Raw genomic sequence first — 16,176 nt, forward strand, 5'->3', positions numbered from 1 at the left:
GCTCAATCGTTGCCGGCCGTATCGCCCATGCGCTTCAACAGCGCAACGCGCGCGCCGATGATGTCGATTTGCGTGCGCGCGTCCATCAGCGGAACGGTCGCGTCGCGATACGCGGTCCACGCGCGTTGCGCGCGTGTCAATGTCGAGCGTGCATGCGCGGGCAGCTTCGCGTGCAGACGCCGGTAATAGCGGTTCAGATCGAACATCGCGTGCTCGCATTGCGCGTCGAACGAACACGCGCGCGGGCGCGTCTTCGGGTCCTGCTTGCCCGCGTTCGCCGCGACGGTGCGCAGCGCGAGCGCGCGGTCGCGCACGGGCTGCAACTGCATGTCCGCGCCGGCGATCTGGTACGACGTGCCCTGCGTCGTTGCGAGCACGGCCGCGAGCAGCTTGCCGTCGGCGTCGCGCCACGCCTGCCAGCGGCGCTGGCTCTCTTGCCACTTCTTGCGCTGCGCGTCGGGCACCTTCCCGAGCACCTGCTGGAACGACTGGTCCATCGACGCTTGCCACGCGAGCCGCGCCGTGTCCGTGCAATGCACCTGCCCCGCCGCCGACGACATGTCAGCGCGCGCGAGACACGCGCGCATCGACGCGTCGATGGGGTCGGCCGCCGCCGCTTCCGCGCGCGCCGCAGCGGGCGCAAACGTCAGCGCGGCGAGGGGCGCAAGCACGCCAAGCAGCGCCGCGCACGCAGCCGCGCGCGCACGCCGCTGAAATCCGAACCGCGGTGCCTGCTTCATGATCACGAGTCGCGCACGCAGTCGACGAAATACTCGATGCGCCCGTTGATCGTTTCGCCTACGAGGCCGTGGATATCCGTATGAAAGCCCGGGAAGCGCTCGTTGAACTCGCGTGCGAAACGCAGATAGCTGACGATGGTCTTGTTGAAGCGCTCGCCCGGAATCAGCAGCGGAATGCCCGGCGGATACGGCGTCAACAGGATCGACGTGACGCGGCCTTCGAGTTCGTCGATCGGCACGCGGTCGATCTCGCGGTGCGCGAGCTTGGCGAACGCATCGGATGGCTTCATCGCGGGCTCCATGCTCGACAGGTACATCTCGGTCGTCAGGCGCGCGATGTTGTTCGCGCGATAGACACTGTGGATCTGCTCGCACAGATCGCGCAGCCCGATGCGCTCGTACGCCGGATGCTGTGCGACGAACTCGGGCAACACGCGCCACAGCGGCTGGTTGTTGTCGTAGTCGTCCTTGAACTGCTGGAGCTCCGTGACCATCGAGTTCCAGCGGCCCTTCGTAATGCCGATCGTGAACATGATGAAGAACGAGTACAGGCCCGTCTTCTCGACGATGATGCCGTGCTCGGCCAGGTACTTCGTGACGATCGCGGCGGGAATGCCCGTCTCGCCGAATTCGCCGTCCACGTCGAGTCCCGGCGTGATGATCGTCGCCTTGATCGGGTCGAGCATGTTGAAGCCGTCCGCCAGCGCACCGAAGCCGTGCCAGCGGTCGTTCGGACGCAGCATCCAGTCGTCGCGCGAGCCGATGCCTTCTTCTGCGAGCTCTTCCGGCCCCCACACCTTGAAGAACCAGTCGTCGCCGTATTCGGCATCGACCTTGCGCATCGCGCGGCGGAAGTCGAGCGCTTCCGCAATCGATTCCTCGACCAGCGCCGTGCCGCCCGGCGGCTCCATCATCGCCGCGGCCACGTCGCACGACGCGATGATCGCGTACTGCGGGCTCGTCGACGTATGCATCAGATACGCCTCGTTGAAACGGTGGCGGTCGAACGTGCTGTTCTCGGAGTCCTGCACGAGGATCTGCGAGGCCTGCGAGATGCCCGCGAGCAGCTTGTGCGTCGAGTGCGTCGCGAACACGAGCGCGCCTGTGCGCGGACGGCCCGCGCCGATCGCATGCATGTCCTGATAGAACTCGTGGAACTCGGCGTGCGGCAGCCATGCCTCGTCGAAGTGCAGCGTGTCGAGCATGTCGCCGAGCAGGTCCTTGATCATCTCGACGTTGTAGATCACGCCGTCATACGTGCTCTGCGTGATCGTCAGGATGCGCGGCTTGAGGTTCGGGTTCTTCGCGAGCGCTTCGCGTGCGAACGGATTCGCTTCGATCTTCTTGCGGATGTTTTCCGGCTTGAACTCGTCGCGCGGAATCGGCCCGATGATGCCGAAGTGATTGCGCGTCGGCGTGAGGAACACGGGAATTGCACCCGTCATCGTGATCGCGTGCAGGATCGACTTGTGGCAGTTGCGGTCGACGAGCACGATGTCGCCGGGCGCGACGGTCGCGTGCCAGACGATCTTGTTCGACGTGGACGTGCCGTTGGTCACGAAGAACAGATGGTCTGCGCTGAAGATCCGCGCCGCGTTGCGCTCGGAAGCAGCAACGGGACCCGTGTGGTCGAGCAGCTGGCCGAGTTCGTCGACGGCATTGCAGACGTCCGCGCGCAGCATGTTCTCGCCGAAGAACTGATGGAACATCTGGCCAAGCGGATTCTTCAGGAACGCGACGCCGCCCGAATGGCCAGGACAGTGCCACGAGTACGAGCCTTCGTCCGCGTACTGCACCAGCTCCTTGAAGAATGGCGGCGCGAGCGAATCCAGATACACCTTCGCCTCGCGGATGATGTGGCGCGCGACGAACTCCGGCGTGTCCTCGAACATGTGGATGAAGCCGTGCAGCTCGCGCAGGATGTCGTTCGGCAGATGGCGCGACGTGCGCGTTTCGCCGTACAGGAAGATCGGGATGTCCGCGTTGCGGCGGCGGACGGCCGCGACGAACGCGCGCAGGTCGATGATCGCGGGCGCCAGCTCGGGCACCTGGCCGTCGCCGTTCTCGACGTACGGCAGCAGCTCGTCGTCGTCGATCGACAGGATGAAGCACGACGCGCGGCTCGACTGCTGCGCGAACGAGGTCAGATCGCCATAGCTCGTGAGACCCAGCACTTCCGCGCCTTCTTTCTCGATAGCCTCGGCAAGCGCCCGGATGCCGGAACCGGAGATGTTCTCGGAGCGGAAATCTTCGTCGATGATGACGACGGGAAAACGAAACTTCATGGGCGATTCTCCAAAAAGAACGACCGCTGCTTAGTGATGCGCAGCGGTCACCTGGATAGCGGGTGATTCAATGCGCGTTATCGTTACGTCTTAGGCAACGTCACGCCATGCTGACCTTGGTACTTGCCGCCGCGATCCGCGTAGGATACGTCGCAAATCTCGTCGCTTTCGAAGAACAGCACCTGCGCAACGCCTTCATTCGCGTAGATTTTCGCAGGCAATGGTGTCGTATTTGAGAATTCGAGCGTGACGTGCCCTTCCCATTCCGGTTCGAACGGCGTCACGTTGACGATGATGCCGCAACGCGCGTACGTCGACTTGCCGAGGCACACCGTCAGCACGCTGCGCGGAATGCGGAAATATTCGACCGTCCGGGCGAGCGCGAACGAGTTGGGCGGGATGATGCAGACGTCGCCCTTGAAATCGACAAACGACTTCTCGTCGAAGTTCTTCGGATCGACGATCGTCGAATTGATGTTCGTGAAGATCTTGAATTCGTCGGCACAGCGAATGTCGTAGCCGTAGCTCGATGTGCCATAGCTGACGATCTTGCGACCGTCTTCCGTCGCGCGCACCTGATTCGGCGCGAACGGCTCGATCATCTTGTGCTCTTCGGCCATGCGCCGGATCCACTTGTCGGATTTGATGCTCATAGGTGAACGCTGCTGACGGGTTGTATCGGGCCGGCAGACGCTTGCGCGCCGCTCACGGAGCGTGCGCCGCCGGACGAAAGGCGCTTATTTTACGCGATCACGGCATGTGTGCCCGATGCGGCGTATATCGCGTCTGCCGAGGCGCTTTGCTTCGTGCGTTCGCCGGAAAAACGGCCGCGACGGTTCCGGATGAATGAGCAGGGAACGACGGACGGAGGACGATGGATTCGCGCGCTGCACAAACGATTGGCCGATGCGGCGCAACGACGGGCGGTGCGCAACGCCATCGTGTGAACAACAGGAAGTTACGGGCGGATCAGCCCGCATGCGATCGCGGGGCCGGCGCTGTGCTGCGGATAAGCGTAAGGATCAGACGCGTCGCGATGCAGCAGCACGGCGCGCTGCATCACGGAACGCACGCCGTCGAGCGATACGTCCGGCGCGACGACGAAGCCTGCCGCCACGCCCGCTGCGTCCGCGTGAATATTGCCGAGATCGCCTTCGACGCGCGCGCCGATCTTCAGGCGCTCCGCCGCCGGCGCAAATATGGCGCCTGCGCCCGAGCCGTCGGCGGAATTGCAGTCGCCGCGTTCATGGACTTGCAGCGCGTGATCGCTGTTCGGCGGCAGCCCTGTCAGGTTGTAGGTCACTTGCACGCCGTCCGAGTGCTCGATGAACGTGACCATGCCGCGCGCGTTGTTGCCGAGCGTCGGCAGCAACTGCGCGTCTGCGCGTTTCTCCTGTGGCCTCAGGAAGCTGCACCCCAATAACAGGACACAGGTCGCAGCCAGGACGATGCCTGTCTTGATCGCCTCGCCGCCGATTCGTTTTCTCATGCGATCCTCTTGTCGAGCGCCGGCCGTCCCCGCGACCGCGTTGCCGGACCTGATGAAGCCGACATGATACCGCGAGCGGGCCCGCATTCAGACCCCTTTCAACCCGCCTCCTGTCTACCTGTTCGGCCGACTGGCCTAGTCGGCCAGCCGGGTTGTGCCGCGCGCCGCGCCGCGCGCCGCCGCTGCGCGACGTCCCGATCGCGCAACGGCCGGCACAGTGCCCCTTACGTGTTCTGCACGACGATGGTCGGGAACTTCGAGCTCATGTCGCGCGCACGTTCGGCGATGTGAATCGCAACCTTGCGGGCAATCGTCCGATAGATCTCGGCAACGCGGCCATCCGGGTCCGCGACCACCGTCGGATGACCCGAATCGGCCTGCTCGCGGATCGCGATGTCGAGCGGCAGACTGCCGAGCACGTCGACACCGTATTCCTTCGACATCCGCTCGGCGCCGCCCGAGCCGAAGATATGCTCTTCGTGGCCGCAGTTCGAGCAGATATGCAGCCCCATGTTCTCGACGATGCCGAGAATCGGAATGCCGACCTTCTCGAACATTTTCAGGCCCTTCTTCGCGTCGAGCAGCGCGATGTCCTGCGGCGTCGTGACGATCACGGCGCCCGTCACGGGCACGCGCTGCGACAGCGTCAGCTGAATGTCGCCCGTGCCCGGCGGCATGTCGACGATCAGATAATCGAGATCCTTCCAGTTGGTCTGCCGCAGCAGTTGCTCGAGCGCGGACGTGGCCATCGGGCCGCGCCATACCATCGGGTTGTCCTGCTCGATCAGAAAGCCGATCGAGTTCGCCTGCACGCCGTGGCCCGCCAGCGGGTTCATCGACTGGCCGTCAGGCGACTCGGGGCGGCCTTCGATGCCGAGCATCATCGGCAGCGAAGGGCCGTAGATATCCGCATCGAGAATGCCCACCGATGCGCCTTCGCTCGCGAGCGCGAGCGCCAGATTGACGGCCGTCGTGCTCTTGCCGACGCCGCCCTTGCCCGACGCGACGGCGACGATGTTCTTCACATTGGGCAACAGTTTCACGCCGCGCTGCACGGTATGCGCGGCGATGTCCTGCGATACCTGCACGCGCGCTTCGGCGACGCCCGGCACGCCGCGCAGCGCATCGGCGACGAGCGCGCGGATCGTGTCGAACTGGCGCCTGGCCGGATAGCCGAGTACCACGTCGACGCTGACCATGGCACCATCGACGGTGACGTTCTTGAAATTTTTAGCCGCGGCGAAAGGACGCTGCGTGTTGGGGTCGGTGATGGCTGCGAGGGCCGCGTCTATCAAAGCCCGATCGATGCTCATTGAGTCTCCGTGGGAACGCTCGGCGCGGCGCGCGATCGAAGGATGCGCGACACGCCGGAAATATTGAAAGAAATTGTTAGCCGGCATTGCCTAAAACCTGTCTCATTGGCACGCTTGCCGCGCAAGTTTGCTATAGGGCCGAATCGTCGCTGACTCAGTCGTCATTGTAGTGGCTGGCGCCGGGGCTTGCCGGAAGACCCTTTCCGGCTATCGGCGCGATCGCGAGCCCTGCATCTGTGTGTCGACTGTCTCACTCAAGTCTTACTCAAGAGGACTCAAAATGAATGCAAAAATCATGACGCGCCTGTCGGCGTTGGCTATCGTTGGCGCGCTGCTCGGCGGCTGTGCAACCGAGCAGGGCACCAACACGGCCGTCGGTACAGGGGTCGGTGCGGGCACGGGCGCCGCGCTTGGCGCGATCTTCGGCGGCGGCAAGGGCGCGGCGATCGGCGCGGGCGTCGGCGCGGCGGTCGGCGGCGTCACGGGCTACAACTGGCAGAACATCAAGAACAAGCTGTCAGGCGCGACGAAGGGCACGGGCACGCAGATCAGCGAGCAGCCCGACGGCTCGCTCAAGCTGAACATCCCGAGCTCGGTCACGTTCGATACGAACAGCTACGCGATCAAGCCGTCGTTCGCGCCTGTGCTTACGCAGGTCGCGCAAACGCTGAACCAGAACCCGGAAGTGGTTGCGCAAGTCGTGGGCCACACCGACAGCACAGGCCAACCGGCCTATAACCAGACGCTCTCCGTCAATCGCGCGCAAAGCGTGACGAACGCGCTGGCGCAGGACGGCGTCGCGTCGCAGCGCCTGTCGGCTTCGGGCATGGGCGCGAACCAGCCGATCGCTGACAACAACACGGAAGCGGGCCGTGCGCAAAACCGCCGCGTCGAAATCTATCTGCGCGCCATGGCGCAGCACGCGCAATAAGGACTGTGAGGAAAGGACGGGTTCTGCGTCGCGGAGTCCGTCCAGACAGGCTTGAGCGGGAACGGAAAGGCATCGCCCGCGGCCCCTGGCCGAAGCGACCCGAAGCGCCTCGAAGCAGGCCGCACAAGCGGTTCGAAAATTTTTTCGAACTCTTCTGAAATTCCGCTGTCTGTCTTTACGGTACGTGTGCGGCGATGCCGCCGCGTCACCATTCTCCTCTTGTCGTTGTTGCTCCGGGGCCATAGCCCCGGTTTTTTTGCCTGCTCTGCGTCCCCTTCCGCGTAACGCCGCGCACTGCAAATGGGTGCATCGCGACCTTATTCGCATGTGCTCGACCGCGCGATGCATTCAATGTGAACGCAACGCGACTTCGCTCTGCGCACTTCTGCGCACCCAAACGAGCGCGACACGCCTCACCGCTAAATTGCCGCTAAATGCCCGCGCTCATCTGCGCGCTGCCTCGCTTGATCCACGCTGGTAAAATCGGCGATTCGGGCCGGTTTTACGCGCGACGACAATCCGCGAAGCCGCGTTCGACAACCCGAGCTGCACGAGCGGACACCCCGCCCGTGTGGTCCTGGGCGCAGCGCCGTCCGCGTTGACGTTGTGACGGCCGCCCGTACCTTCCGCCAGTCCATAGAACCCACATGTCAGCAACCGACGCCACCGCGGTTCAGTCCGCGGACCTCACCGCCGCCGGCGCGCCCAAAAGCCGCCGCCAGATCCTCGTCACGTCTGCCCTGCCGTACGCGAACGGGCAAATCCATATCGGCCACCTGGTCGAATATATCCAGACGGACATCTGGGTCCGCGCGCTACGAATGCATGGGCACGAGGTCTACTACGTCGGCGCCGACGACACGCACGGCACCCCGATCATGCTGAAGGCGGAACAGGAAGGCATCACGCCGAAGCAGCTGATCGACCGCGTGTGGCAGGAGCACAAGCGCGACTTCGACAACTTCGGCATTTCGTTCGACAACTACTACTCGACCGATTCCGAAGAGAACCGCGTGCTGTCCGAGTCGATCTACACGGCGCTGCAGGCGGCCGGCCTGATCGAAGCGCGCGACATCGAGCAGGCATACGACCCCGTCAAGGAAATGTTCCTGCCGGACCGCTTCATCAAGGGCGAGTGCCCGAAGTGCCACGCGAAGGACCAGTACGGCGACAACTGCGAAGTGTGCGGCTCGACGTACCAGCCGACCGAGCTGATCAACCCGTACTCGGTCGTGTCGGGCGCGACGCCGATCAAGAAGACTTCGACGCACTACTTCTTCAAGCTGTCCGACCCGCGCTGCGAGTCGTTCCTGCGCGGCTGGGTCGGCGGCCTCGCGCAACAGGAAGCGACCAACAAGATGCGCGAATGGCTCGGCGACGCGGGCGAAGCCAAGCTCGCCGACTGGGACATCTCGCGCGATGCGCCCTACTTCGGCTTCGAGATTCCGGGCGCGCCGGGCAAGTACTTTTACGTGTGGCTGGACGCGCCCGTCGGCTACTACGCGAGCTTCCGCAATCTCGCGCAAAAGCGCGGCGTCGATTTCGACGCGTGGGTGAAGAAGGGCTCGAAGACCGAGCAGTATCACTTCATCGGCAAGGACATCCTGTACTTCCACACGCTGTTCTGGCCCGCGATGCTCGAATTCTCCGGCCATCGCACGCCGACCAACGTGTTCGCGCACGGCTTCCTGACCGTCGACGGCGCGAAGATGTCGAAGTCGCGCGGCACGTTCATCACGGCCAACAGCGTGATCGAAACGGGCATGAACCCCGAATGGCTGCGCTACTACTTCGCGGCCAAGCTGAACAGCACGATGGAAGACATCGACCTGAACCTCGAAGACTTCCAGGCGCGCGTGAACAGCGATCTCGTCGGCAAGTACGTGAATATCGCGAGCCGCGCCGCCGGCTTCCTGATCAAGCGCTTCGACGGCCGCGTGCAGGACAGCGCGATGCAGCATCCACTGCTGGCGTCGCTGCGCGCCGCGATTCCGCAGATCGCCGCTCACTACGAAGCGCGTGACTACGGCCGCGCGCTGCGCCTGACGATGGAACTTGCGGATTCCGTGAACGCGTACGTCGATACGGCCAAGCCGTGGGATCAGGCGAAGGACCCGGCGAACGCCATCGCGCTGCACGAGACGTGCAGCGTGTCGCTTGAAGCGTTCCGTCTGCTGTCGCTGGCGCTCAAGCCGGTGCTGCCGAAGGTCGTCGAAGCAGCCGAAGCGTTCCTCGGCGTCGAGCCGCTGACGTGGACGGACGCGGACAAGCCGTTGAGCTCCGCGCGCGCGATTAACGCATACAAGCACCTGATGACCCGCGTCGATCCGAAGCAGATCGAGGCGCTGCTCGCCGCGAACCGCGGCTCGCTGCAGCCGGCCGCTGGCGCGGCAGCCGAAGCCGACAAGACTCAGGCGCAGGCCAAAGCCAAGGCGCACGCGAAAGCGACGGCGGCCGCCCACGGCGACGCCCAGACAAAGCCCGACGACAGCGGCATCATCACGATCGACGATTTCGCGAAGATCGATCTGCGCATTGCGAAGATCGTCGATTGCCGCGCAGTCGAAGGGTCCGACAAGCTGCTGCAACTGACGCTCGACGTCGGCGAGGAAAAGACACGCAATGTGTTCTCGGGCATCAAGTCGGCGTATCAGCCCGAGCAGCTGGTCGGCAAGCTGACCGTGATGGTCGCGAACCTCGCGCCGCGCAAGATGAAGTTCGGCTTGTCCGAAGGCATGGTGCTCGCGGCATCGGCCGCCGACGAGAAGGCCGAGCCGGGCATCTACGTACTCGAGCCGGACAGCGGCGCGAAGCCCGGCATGCGCGTCAAGTAACGCGACAACAGCGCAAGCGCATCGCGCTTTTGGCGCGATCGGGTACCACGACGAAAGCACGTCTTCGGACGTGCTTTTTTTCGTCCAGGCTCCGGCATCGGTGACGGGCCACGCAAAACGAGACGGAACAGCTTCCGCAGCCGAATCCTTTCTCAAAATAAGAGTGTTCCTACATTCAGCTCAATCGAATTCTTCGAAAATCGCGATCGGTTTGTGAAACAGCCCAACTGCCGGCGTTTCCGCTGACGCGACTCGCGTTCCAGAGCGGGCATATCAACGCGACGACACACCCGCTCGCCATCCCGAATCGACCACCGACATGAGCACTGAATTCTCCCTCGACCAGTTCGAAGCCCTCGTTGCTTCCCGTGACTACGACGCCGCGCACGAAGCGCTGATCGTGTTGATCAACACGCTCATTTCGAACCGCAGCCGGCTGCCGGGCGTCGACCTGGCATTCGCCGATCCGATGCGCCCAGCGAGCAACGAAGCAGCCGCGACGCTGCAACGCATCGCGGACGCCCTCACGACGCTCCTCGCCGATCCGCAATTCCGGCTCAGCGACAAGCAGTTCAACCAGCTTTTCTCGAGCCGTCACTGGCTCAACATGCTGTTCGTCGCATCGGCGTACGGCAGCACGGATCACATCCTGCGCGCGCTGCTCGAACACGCGGCATCATCGGACGATGCCGACAGCGCGAAGGCGCTGGTCAGAAAGCAGATCGTCCTGTACACGGTCGAATCGCAGTACGAAATCGATCTCGCCGATCTGGCGAAGAGCGAGCCGGCGCTCGCGACGAGCCTCGGCATGTCGATCGTGGGCTCGGCCGTCGTGATCTCGCCAGCAGCGCACGCAAAGCGCGAGCGCCTGATCGAATGGCTGCCCGGCGCGCTCGAAACCATCGACGACCTCGACGATCTGCCGGGCGCAGCCGTCTGCGGCGCGTACATGCATTGCAGCTATTCCGATCTGACGAACCGCCATGCGATGAAGCGCGGCATCAGCCAGCTCGTGCGAAAAAAACTCGACTCGCTCGGCCTGCTCGCCTACGAGGCAGAAGTCGCCCCCGCTCCCGCGTCGGAAGAGCAGGCCGAGCGCAAGCCGCTGATGATCGTCGTGCTCGAATGGTTCAACGGCGGCCATTCGATCTATCGCACGCATTCGCGCACGATGCTCGCCGCGCGCGAGCGCTTCAAAGTCGTCGCATTCGGCGAGGCGCAGCATGTGGACGAAGCGGGCCGCGCCGTGTTCGACCGCTTCATCCCCTTCGAGCATCCGGAGTATGTCGGCGAGATCGTCCGGCAGGTGCAGAACTTCGCGCGCGGCAATCCGCCCGCCGTGCTGTACATGCCGAGCGTCGGCATGTTCCCACACACGATCTTCATGACGAACGTACGCGTCGCGCCGCTGCAGATCGCCGCGCTCGGCCATCCGGCGACGATGCACGCGTCGTGCATCGACTACGTGAGCGTCGAGGAAGATTTCATCGGCGATCCCGCGTGCTTCAGCGAAAAGCTGATGCGCCTGCCGAAGGACGGCCAGCCGTATGTGCCGTCGAAACTGCTCACAGACATCACGCCTGGCATTCCCGAGCGCGGCGAGTTCATCGACATCGCCGTCACCGCGAGCGCGATGAAGCTCAATCCGCGCTTTCTCGGCGCGTGCCGGCGGATCATCGAAACGGCGGGGATTCCCGTGCGCTTCCATTTCATGACGTCGTGGGCCGAGGGCCTCGATATCGCCTACGTGCGCCGGCTGATCCAGGCGGCGCTGCCGCGCGAAAACGTGCTGGTGTACGGCGCGATGAGCTACCCGGCCTATCTGAAGGTGATAAACGCAATGGACATGTTCGTGAGCCCGTTTCCGTTCGGCAATACGAACGGCATCGTCGATGCGCTGACGCTCGGTCTGCCCGGCGTCAATCTGTGCGGCGCCGAAGTCTTCGAGCATATCGACAGCGGGCTTTTCGGACGCGCGGGCATGCCCGCCTGGCTGACCACGCATTCGATCGACGAATACGTGCGCGCTGCCGTGCGGCTCGCCACGCAGCACGCCGAGCGCGAGATGCTGCGGCGCCGGTTGATCGAAGAAAAGGCCGTCGAGCGGATTTTCGAGGGACGGCCCGAGACGTTCGGCCGGATCGTGCAGGCGTTGGTGAATACGCAACGACAGGCAGAGCCGCGCTAACGCATCGCCGCCAATTCTCCGTTCTCGAACCAGCCAGGCCGGCCGCTCCAGCAGCGCGCCGGCCATTTTTGATCACCACCGCAGCCGGTCGAAGCGCCGCGTGTACTGCAAGTCCATCCCCTGGAACGTGCCGCCGTACGCGGCCACCGACCAGTAGCGCGTCAGGTTCACGGTTGCCTTGATCGCGTTGCTCGCCGACTGCAGGCCCTGTTCATAGCCGATCACGAGCCACTCGCTGATCGCCTTCGACACCATCACGACCTGCGGATCGGTCAGCCCCACCTCGCTTCGTCCGATCGAGAATTCGTCGAGTCCGAACTCCTGCGCGATGCGCTTGCCGCTTGCACTGCCGAGCAGCGCGAGCGCCGTCGTCATCGTGCTCTGCTGGCCGACGTTGTTGCCCTGGTCGGTGCCGTGTCCGAACAGCAGCCACGAGAGCTTTTCGTTGTCCGGCACGCTCGGCTCCGACACCAGCTTCGCGACGGGCGACTGGATCGTCCCCGTCACCTGCACGCCCGCCTCGACCTGCTGGTTGCGGCGCATCGCGAGAATGTTGATGCCGGGATTCGCGACCGGTCCGTTGAACGTGAAGAAGCCGTTTTCGATGCCGAGCTTGCGGCCGAACGCCGTATAGGTCGAACCTTCCGTGACGCGCACGTTGCCGACTGCGCGCAGCGGCATGTTCGGCGCGCTCAACGCGGTGATCGTGCCGCGCAGGCCGACGTCCGCGCCCTGGCCGCGGAAGCGGAATTTCTGCCCGAGATCGATATCGATGTTCGCGCGCGGCGCGAACGCACCGACCGGCTTGTTCGAATTGCCCGTTTCCTGCGGCTTGCCGCCTGCCACCGATCCATCCGCCCGCACCACCACGACATCGTCGCCGAGACGCGGCTCGCCCTTCTCGGGCATATCGAACAGCGCATGTTCGATGACGAACTTGCCGTTGATCGCGAGCCCGCCCTGCGCGCCGGCATTCGCCACGCTCGCGCTGCCCGACATCGTCAGTTGCCGGTCGGGAGCCGCGAACAGTTCGAGCTTGTCGGCGACGATATTCGCCGTCAGATCAGGCTCGGCGTTGTCGAGCCGCACGCGGCCCGTCGCGCGCAGCGTGCCCGATGCGCCGTGAAACTCGACCTGCTGGAAATCGACGAGATTTTCGGAGAGCGCAATGTGTATCACGCCGTCCTTCAGTTGCACACCCTGATCGACGAGTGTCGCCGACAGTCCGTCGCCGATCAGCGAGCCCGACAGGTTCGGCTTTGCGACGGTGCCGCCGAGCGCGAGCTTGAGCGCCAGATGGCCGTCGAGCAGATAGCTCGGCCCGAACAGGCCACCCGTCGTCTTCAGCGACGGCACGTTCGCGTTGATGCTGCCCGTGAGCGGCCCTTCCTGGTTGAGCGCCAACACGCCGTCCCGCAGCACGAGCGTCGAATGCGCCGACGCGTCGATCACACCGATGCGGCTTGCCTGCGCATGCACGGTCGCGTTCAGCTGATTGCCGTTGCTGAAGTCCGCGCGCGCGGCGATGTCGGTGATGCCGACGGGTGCATAGCCGCGTCCCACTTCGAGCGTAATGTCGCCGCCGCGCCGCTTCAGCTCGATATGGCCCGTCGCCGTGTCGGCGAGCGCGAAGTCCCAGTTGCCGTCGAAGACGAGATCGGTCTTGAGCGTCGACGGCACGCCCGTGAACTCCTGGCGCAATTCGAGCATCCGTGCGACCGATACGCCCGTCAGCGTGCCCGCCGACCGGATGCGCCCATGATCGAGCGCGAACGACTTCAGATCGAGCACCGCGCCTTCGAGCGTCAGCCGCGTCGCGCCGAGCGTCACGCGCTGGCCGCCCGCACTGACGGTGAGCGGCGATTCCATGTTCAGCGCGGGCGTGCCCTTGTTCGACAGGCGCGTGACGGTGCCGTCCCAGTGCGTACCGTCGCGCGCATCGGTGAGCTTGCCGTTCGCGGCGAGCGCCAGGTCGAGCGGCCGGCCTTGCAGCGTGCCCTTCGCGGCGGCATCGAGCGTATGTTTTGCGCGCGTGCCGTTCAGCCGCGCGGTGAGCGTGTTCAGCTCGACGCCCGCCGTGCTGACGTCGCGCGCGTCCGTCGTAAAGACCATCGCGCCGTTCGCGCCATCGCGCAATTCGACGTGCCCTTCCGCGTGCCCGAGCTTGTTCGACGCGAACACAACGTTTTCCGCCTTGTAGTCGAGCGCGACATTCGGATGCTCGAACGTGCCCGTCACGTCGCCCTGCGCCGCGATGAGACCGGCGAGCCCGAAGCCGAGCCGTTCGAGATCGGGCGCGTCGACGTGAAAGCGCAGCCGGTCGCCGCGCGCGCCGAAGCTGCCTTGCAGATCGACCTGGTTGCCCGCGACGGAAAGATTCGCGCGGCTCGGCAGGATGCGCGAGCCGGCCAGCTGCACGGTGCCGCTGCCCGTCATCGGCAGGCCATCGTAGACGCTTTCGCCGAGGCGGAATTCGGCTTTCGTCGTGAACACGGGGCCCAGCACGCCCGCGGCCGATAGCGTGCCATTCACGAGCGCTTCGATCTTGCGCGACCCGGGGGCTTTCGAAGGTGAATTCGACGCAGTTTTCGTGGACGCGTTCGTGGACGTTTCAGGCGCGCCCGTCGTGGCATTCCGGCTCTTTGCCACCTTACCCGCCTTGCCCTTTGCTGAACCACCCTTGCCCGCGGGCGCCGCGCGCGACGGCGTTTGCGTGGTCAGCGTCAGCGGATCGAAATCGGTCAGCGTCGCCTTGAGGTTGTACGTTGAGTGCTCGTCGCGCTTGATCGCGCCGTTCAGGTCGATGCGGCCTTTGCCGGACGTGATGCGCACGTCGTTGAAGCTCGTGCGCGCCGGGTCCAGCGTGATCTTGCCTTGCGCGCGCAATGCCGCCTTCTGATCGTTCAGATCGAGCGTGACGCTTTGAATGTCGTCGTTCAGGCGGATCGAGACGGGCCCGGTGAACTGCGTCGGGCGCACGCTCGCCTGCAACGCGTTCAGGTCCAGCTTCGCGACCTGCAGATCGAACTGCCCGCGCTTGCCCGTCAGCGTGCCGCCGCCCGTCACGGTCGCGTCCTTCACGAGCCGCACGTCGAGGTTGGAGAGGCGCTGCGCCTGCGCGTCGAGCCGCACGTCGACATGCGCGTCGATCAGCGGCAGCAGGTGCTGGTCGATCGAGCCGGGCTTCGCGTTCACGATCGACACCGCGCCCTGCACGGCGAAAGCACGTGCGCCGCCTGCTGGGCCGGGCTGCGATGCCGGCGTAGGGGCGCTCGCTGCGCTTGCCGGATGGGCGGAACGGGCGACGCTGGCGGGACTCGACGCCGTGGCCGAACTTGCGGTAGCAGCCTCGCTCGCCGCACCCACGCTACTCGTACCGCTCACCGCCTCATGCCCCCCCGCCGCGTCGCGCTGCACAGGCTGCAACTCGGCGCGCACGGCGAGATCGGCAAGCGGCGCGCCGGGCGCGAAAGCCTGCGGATTCACATGATCGAAAGTGAGCGTCGCGCGCTGCAACGGCACGTCGGCGAACGGCGTCGCCTCGACCCGCGCGTGGCCCGCCAGCTTCATTCCCGTCGCGTCGAGTTCGGCGATCAGCGTTTCGAGCGTGCCCGACAGATGCGCGTGCACCTGCACCGGCTCGTCGTTGACCTTGCCGGAATAACCGGCGTCACCCGTCAGCGGAAACGGCCGCACGCCGTCGAGCTTCGCCGCCGCCGTCACCGCGCCGAACGGCGTGTCGAGCCGATCGACGGACGCCTCGTGATGCCGGCCGTCGCTGCGCCCGTGGAATTGCAGCCGCGCGTATTCGGACGTCGATCCGCCTTCGTGCAGGATCAGCCTGTCGACGCTCAGGTCGCGCACCACCAGTTGCAGCGGCACGCGCAGGTCCTTGGGCAGGCGCATCGGCTCGGACTTCGACGTGGACGGCGCGATGCGCGCATCGACGGTGCCCACGTGCAGATAGTCGACGACGAAGCGCCAGGGCTTGTCGGACAGCGCCCATCGCCCGTCGATGCGGTCGATGCGGATATCGGTGCCGTGGCCGTCGAGACTGCGCCAGCGCACGTCGCGCAGGTGCAGGCCCGTCGCGATCGCGCCGCCGTCGAGCTTGCCTTCGAGCTGCCCGTGCAGCAGCTTCACGGCCGCCTGCCACGCATAAGCGGTGCCGCGCTCGGTGACGAACACGCCATACAGCGCGCCGCCGATCAGCGCGACGAGCACGACGGGCACGATGATCGCCCAGACGATCGCCTTCCACAGCCGCCTGCCGCGGCGCGGCTTTTTTTCGGGCGGCGGCGTGCCGGACCCATCCGGGCCGCGAGGCGGCTCGCCGCCCGGCGGGTTGCCGCCTTGCGGGTTCTCTGATGGATTCGCGGATGGGTCCGTCGTCATG

9 protein-coding genes are annotated in these 16,176 nt (G+C 65.1%); 3 read left to right on the forward strand and 6 right to left on the reverse strand.

All coding sequences use genetic code 11. From position 1 onward, the window contains the following. Positions 1-2: 2 nt before the first annotated feature. The 5 genes from BMW76_RS07835 to apbC form a co-directional block, all read right to left on the reverse strand. A complete protein-coding gene (locus BMW76_RS07835; RefSeq protein WP_177200329.1) occupies positions 3-740 on the reverse strand; it encodes a lysozyme inhibitor LprI family protein in 738 nt (245 codons plus the stop codon). Positions 741-742: 2 nt separating this feature from the next. Then, positions 743-3,025: an arginine/lysine/ornithine decarboxylase gene (locus tag BMW76_RS07840; protein WP_090864577.1), complete on the reverse strand. Its 2,283-nt coding sequence runs from the start codon at positions 3,023-3,025 to the stop codon at positions 743-745. Between the two features lie 83 nt (positions 3,026-3,108). Then, positions 3,109-3,678 (reverse strand): dCTP deaminase, encoded by a 570-nt coding sequence (gene dcd / locus BMW76_RS07845; RefSeq protein ID WP_087734426.1) that lies wholly within the window; start codon positions 3,676-3,678, stop codon positions 3,109-3,111. Between the two features lie 305 nt (positions 3,679-3,983). Continuing rightward, positions 3,984-4,514: a superoxide dismutase family protein gene (locus tag BMW76_RS07855; RefSeq protein WP_090864671.1), complete on the reverse strand. Its 531-nt coding sequence runs from the start codon at positions 4,512-4,514 to the stop codon at positions 3,984-3,986. Positions 4,515-4,738: 224 nt separating this feature from the next. Next, positions 4,739-5,827, reverse strand: coding sequence for an iron-sulfur cluster carrier protein ApbC (gene apbC, locus BMW76_RS07860; protein WP_090864579.1), 1,089 nt, complete (start codon positions 5,825-5,827; stop codon positions 4,739-4,741). A 280-nt stretch (positions 5,828-6,107) separates the two neighbouring features. Between apbC and BMW76_RS07865 the strand changes: the two genes are divergently transcribed. From BMW76_RS07865 to BMW76_RS07875, 3 genes are all read left to right on the forward strand, one after another. Beyond that, entirely contained in the window at positions 6,108-6,758 is a 651-nt protein-coding gene (locus tag BMW76_RS07865) for an OmpA family protein (RefSeq protein ID WP_090864580.1), read from the forward strand. A 647-nt stretch (positions 6,759-7,405) separates the two neighbouring features. Beyond that, on the forward strand, positions 7,406-9,592 hold the full coding sequence (gene metG / locus BMW76_RS07870) for a methionine--tRNA ligase (protein WP_090864581.1): 2,187 nt from the start codon (positions 7,406-7,408) through the stop codon (positions 9,590-9,592). Between the two features lie 319 nt (positions 9,593-9,911). Continuing rightward, complete coding sequence (locus BMW76_RS07875) at positions 9,912-11,780, forward strand: adhesin (protein WP_090864582.1); 1,869 nt, start codon at positions 9,912-9,914, stop codon at positions 11,778-11,780. Between the two features lie 72 nt (positions 11,781-11,852). Here BMW76_RS07875 and BMW76_RS07880 read toward each other — a convergent pair whose 3' ends face one another. Next, complete coding sequence (locus BMW76_RS07880) at positions 11,853-16,175, reverse strand: translocation/assembly module TamB domain-containing protein (protein ID WP_090864583.1); 4,323 nt, start codon at positions 16,173-16,175, stop codon at positions 11,853-11,855. Position 16,176: the final 1 nt, after the last annotated feature.

It is taken from the genome of Paraburkholderia diazotrophica (assembly GCF_900108945.1).
Taxonomy (GTDB): domain Bacteria; phylum Pseudomonadota; class Gammaproteobacteria; order Burkholderiales; family Burkholderiaceae; genus Paraburkholderia; species Paraburkholderia diazotrophica.

Coding starts and splice junctions, on each gene's coding strand:
- BMW76_RS07835 (WP_177200329.1), bottom strand. CDS start 740: ATGAAGCAGGCACCGCGGTTCGGATTTCAGCGGCGTGCGCGCGCGGCT.
- BMW76_RS07840 (WP_090864577.1), bottom strand. CDS start 3,025: ATGAAGTTTCGTTTTCCCGTCGTCATCATCGACGAAGATTTCCGCTCC.
- dcd (WP_087734426.1), bottom strand. CDS start 3,678: ATGAGCATCAAATCCGACAAGTGGATCCGGCGCATGGCCGAAGAGCAC.
- BMW76_RS07855 (WP_090864671.1), bottom strand. CDS start 4,514: ATGAGAAAACGAATCGGCGGCGAGGCGATCAAGACAGGCATCGTCCTG.
- apbC (WP_090864579.1), bottom strand. CDS start 5,827: ATGAGCATCGATCGGGCTTTGATAGACGCGGCCCTCGCAGCCATCACC.
- BMW76_RS07865 (WP_090864580.1), top strand. CDS start 6,108: ATGAATGCAAAAATCATGACGCGCCTGTCGGCGTTGGCTATCGTTGGC.
- metG (WP_090864581.1), top strand. CDS start 7,406: ATGTCAGCAACCGACGCCACCGCGGTTCAGTCCGCGGACCTCACCGCC.
- BMW76_RS07875 (WP_090864582.1), top strand. CDS start 9,912: ATGAGCACTGAATTCTCCCTCGACCAGTTCGAAGCCCTCGTTGCTTCC.
- BMW76_RS07880 (WP_090864583.1), bottom strand. CDS start 16,175: ATGACGACGGACCCATCCGCGAATCCATCAGAGAACCCGCAAGGCGGC.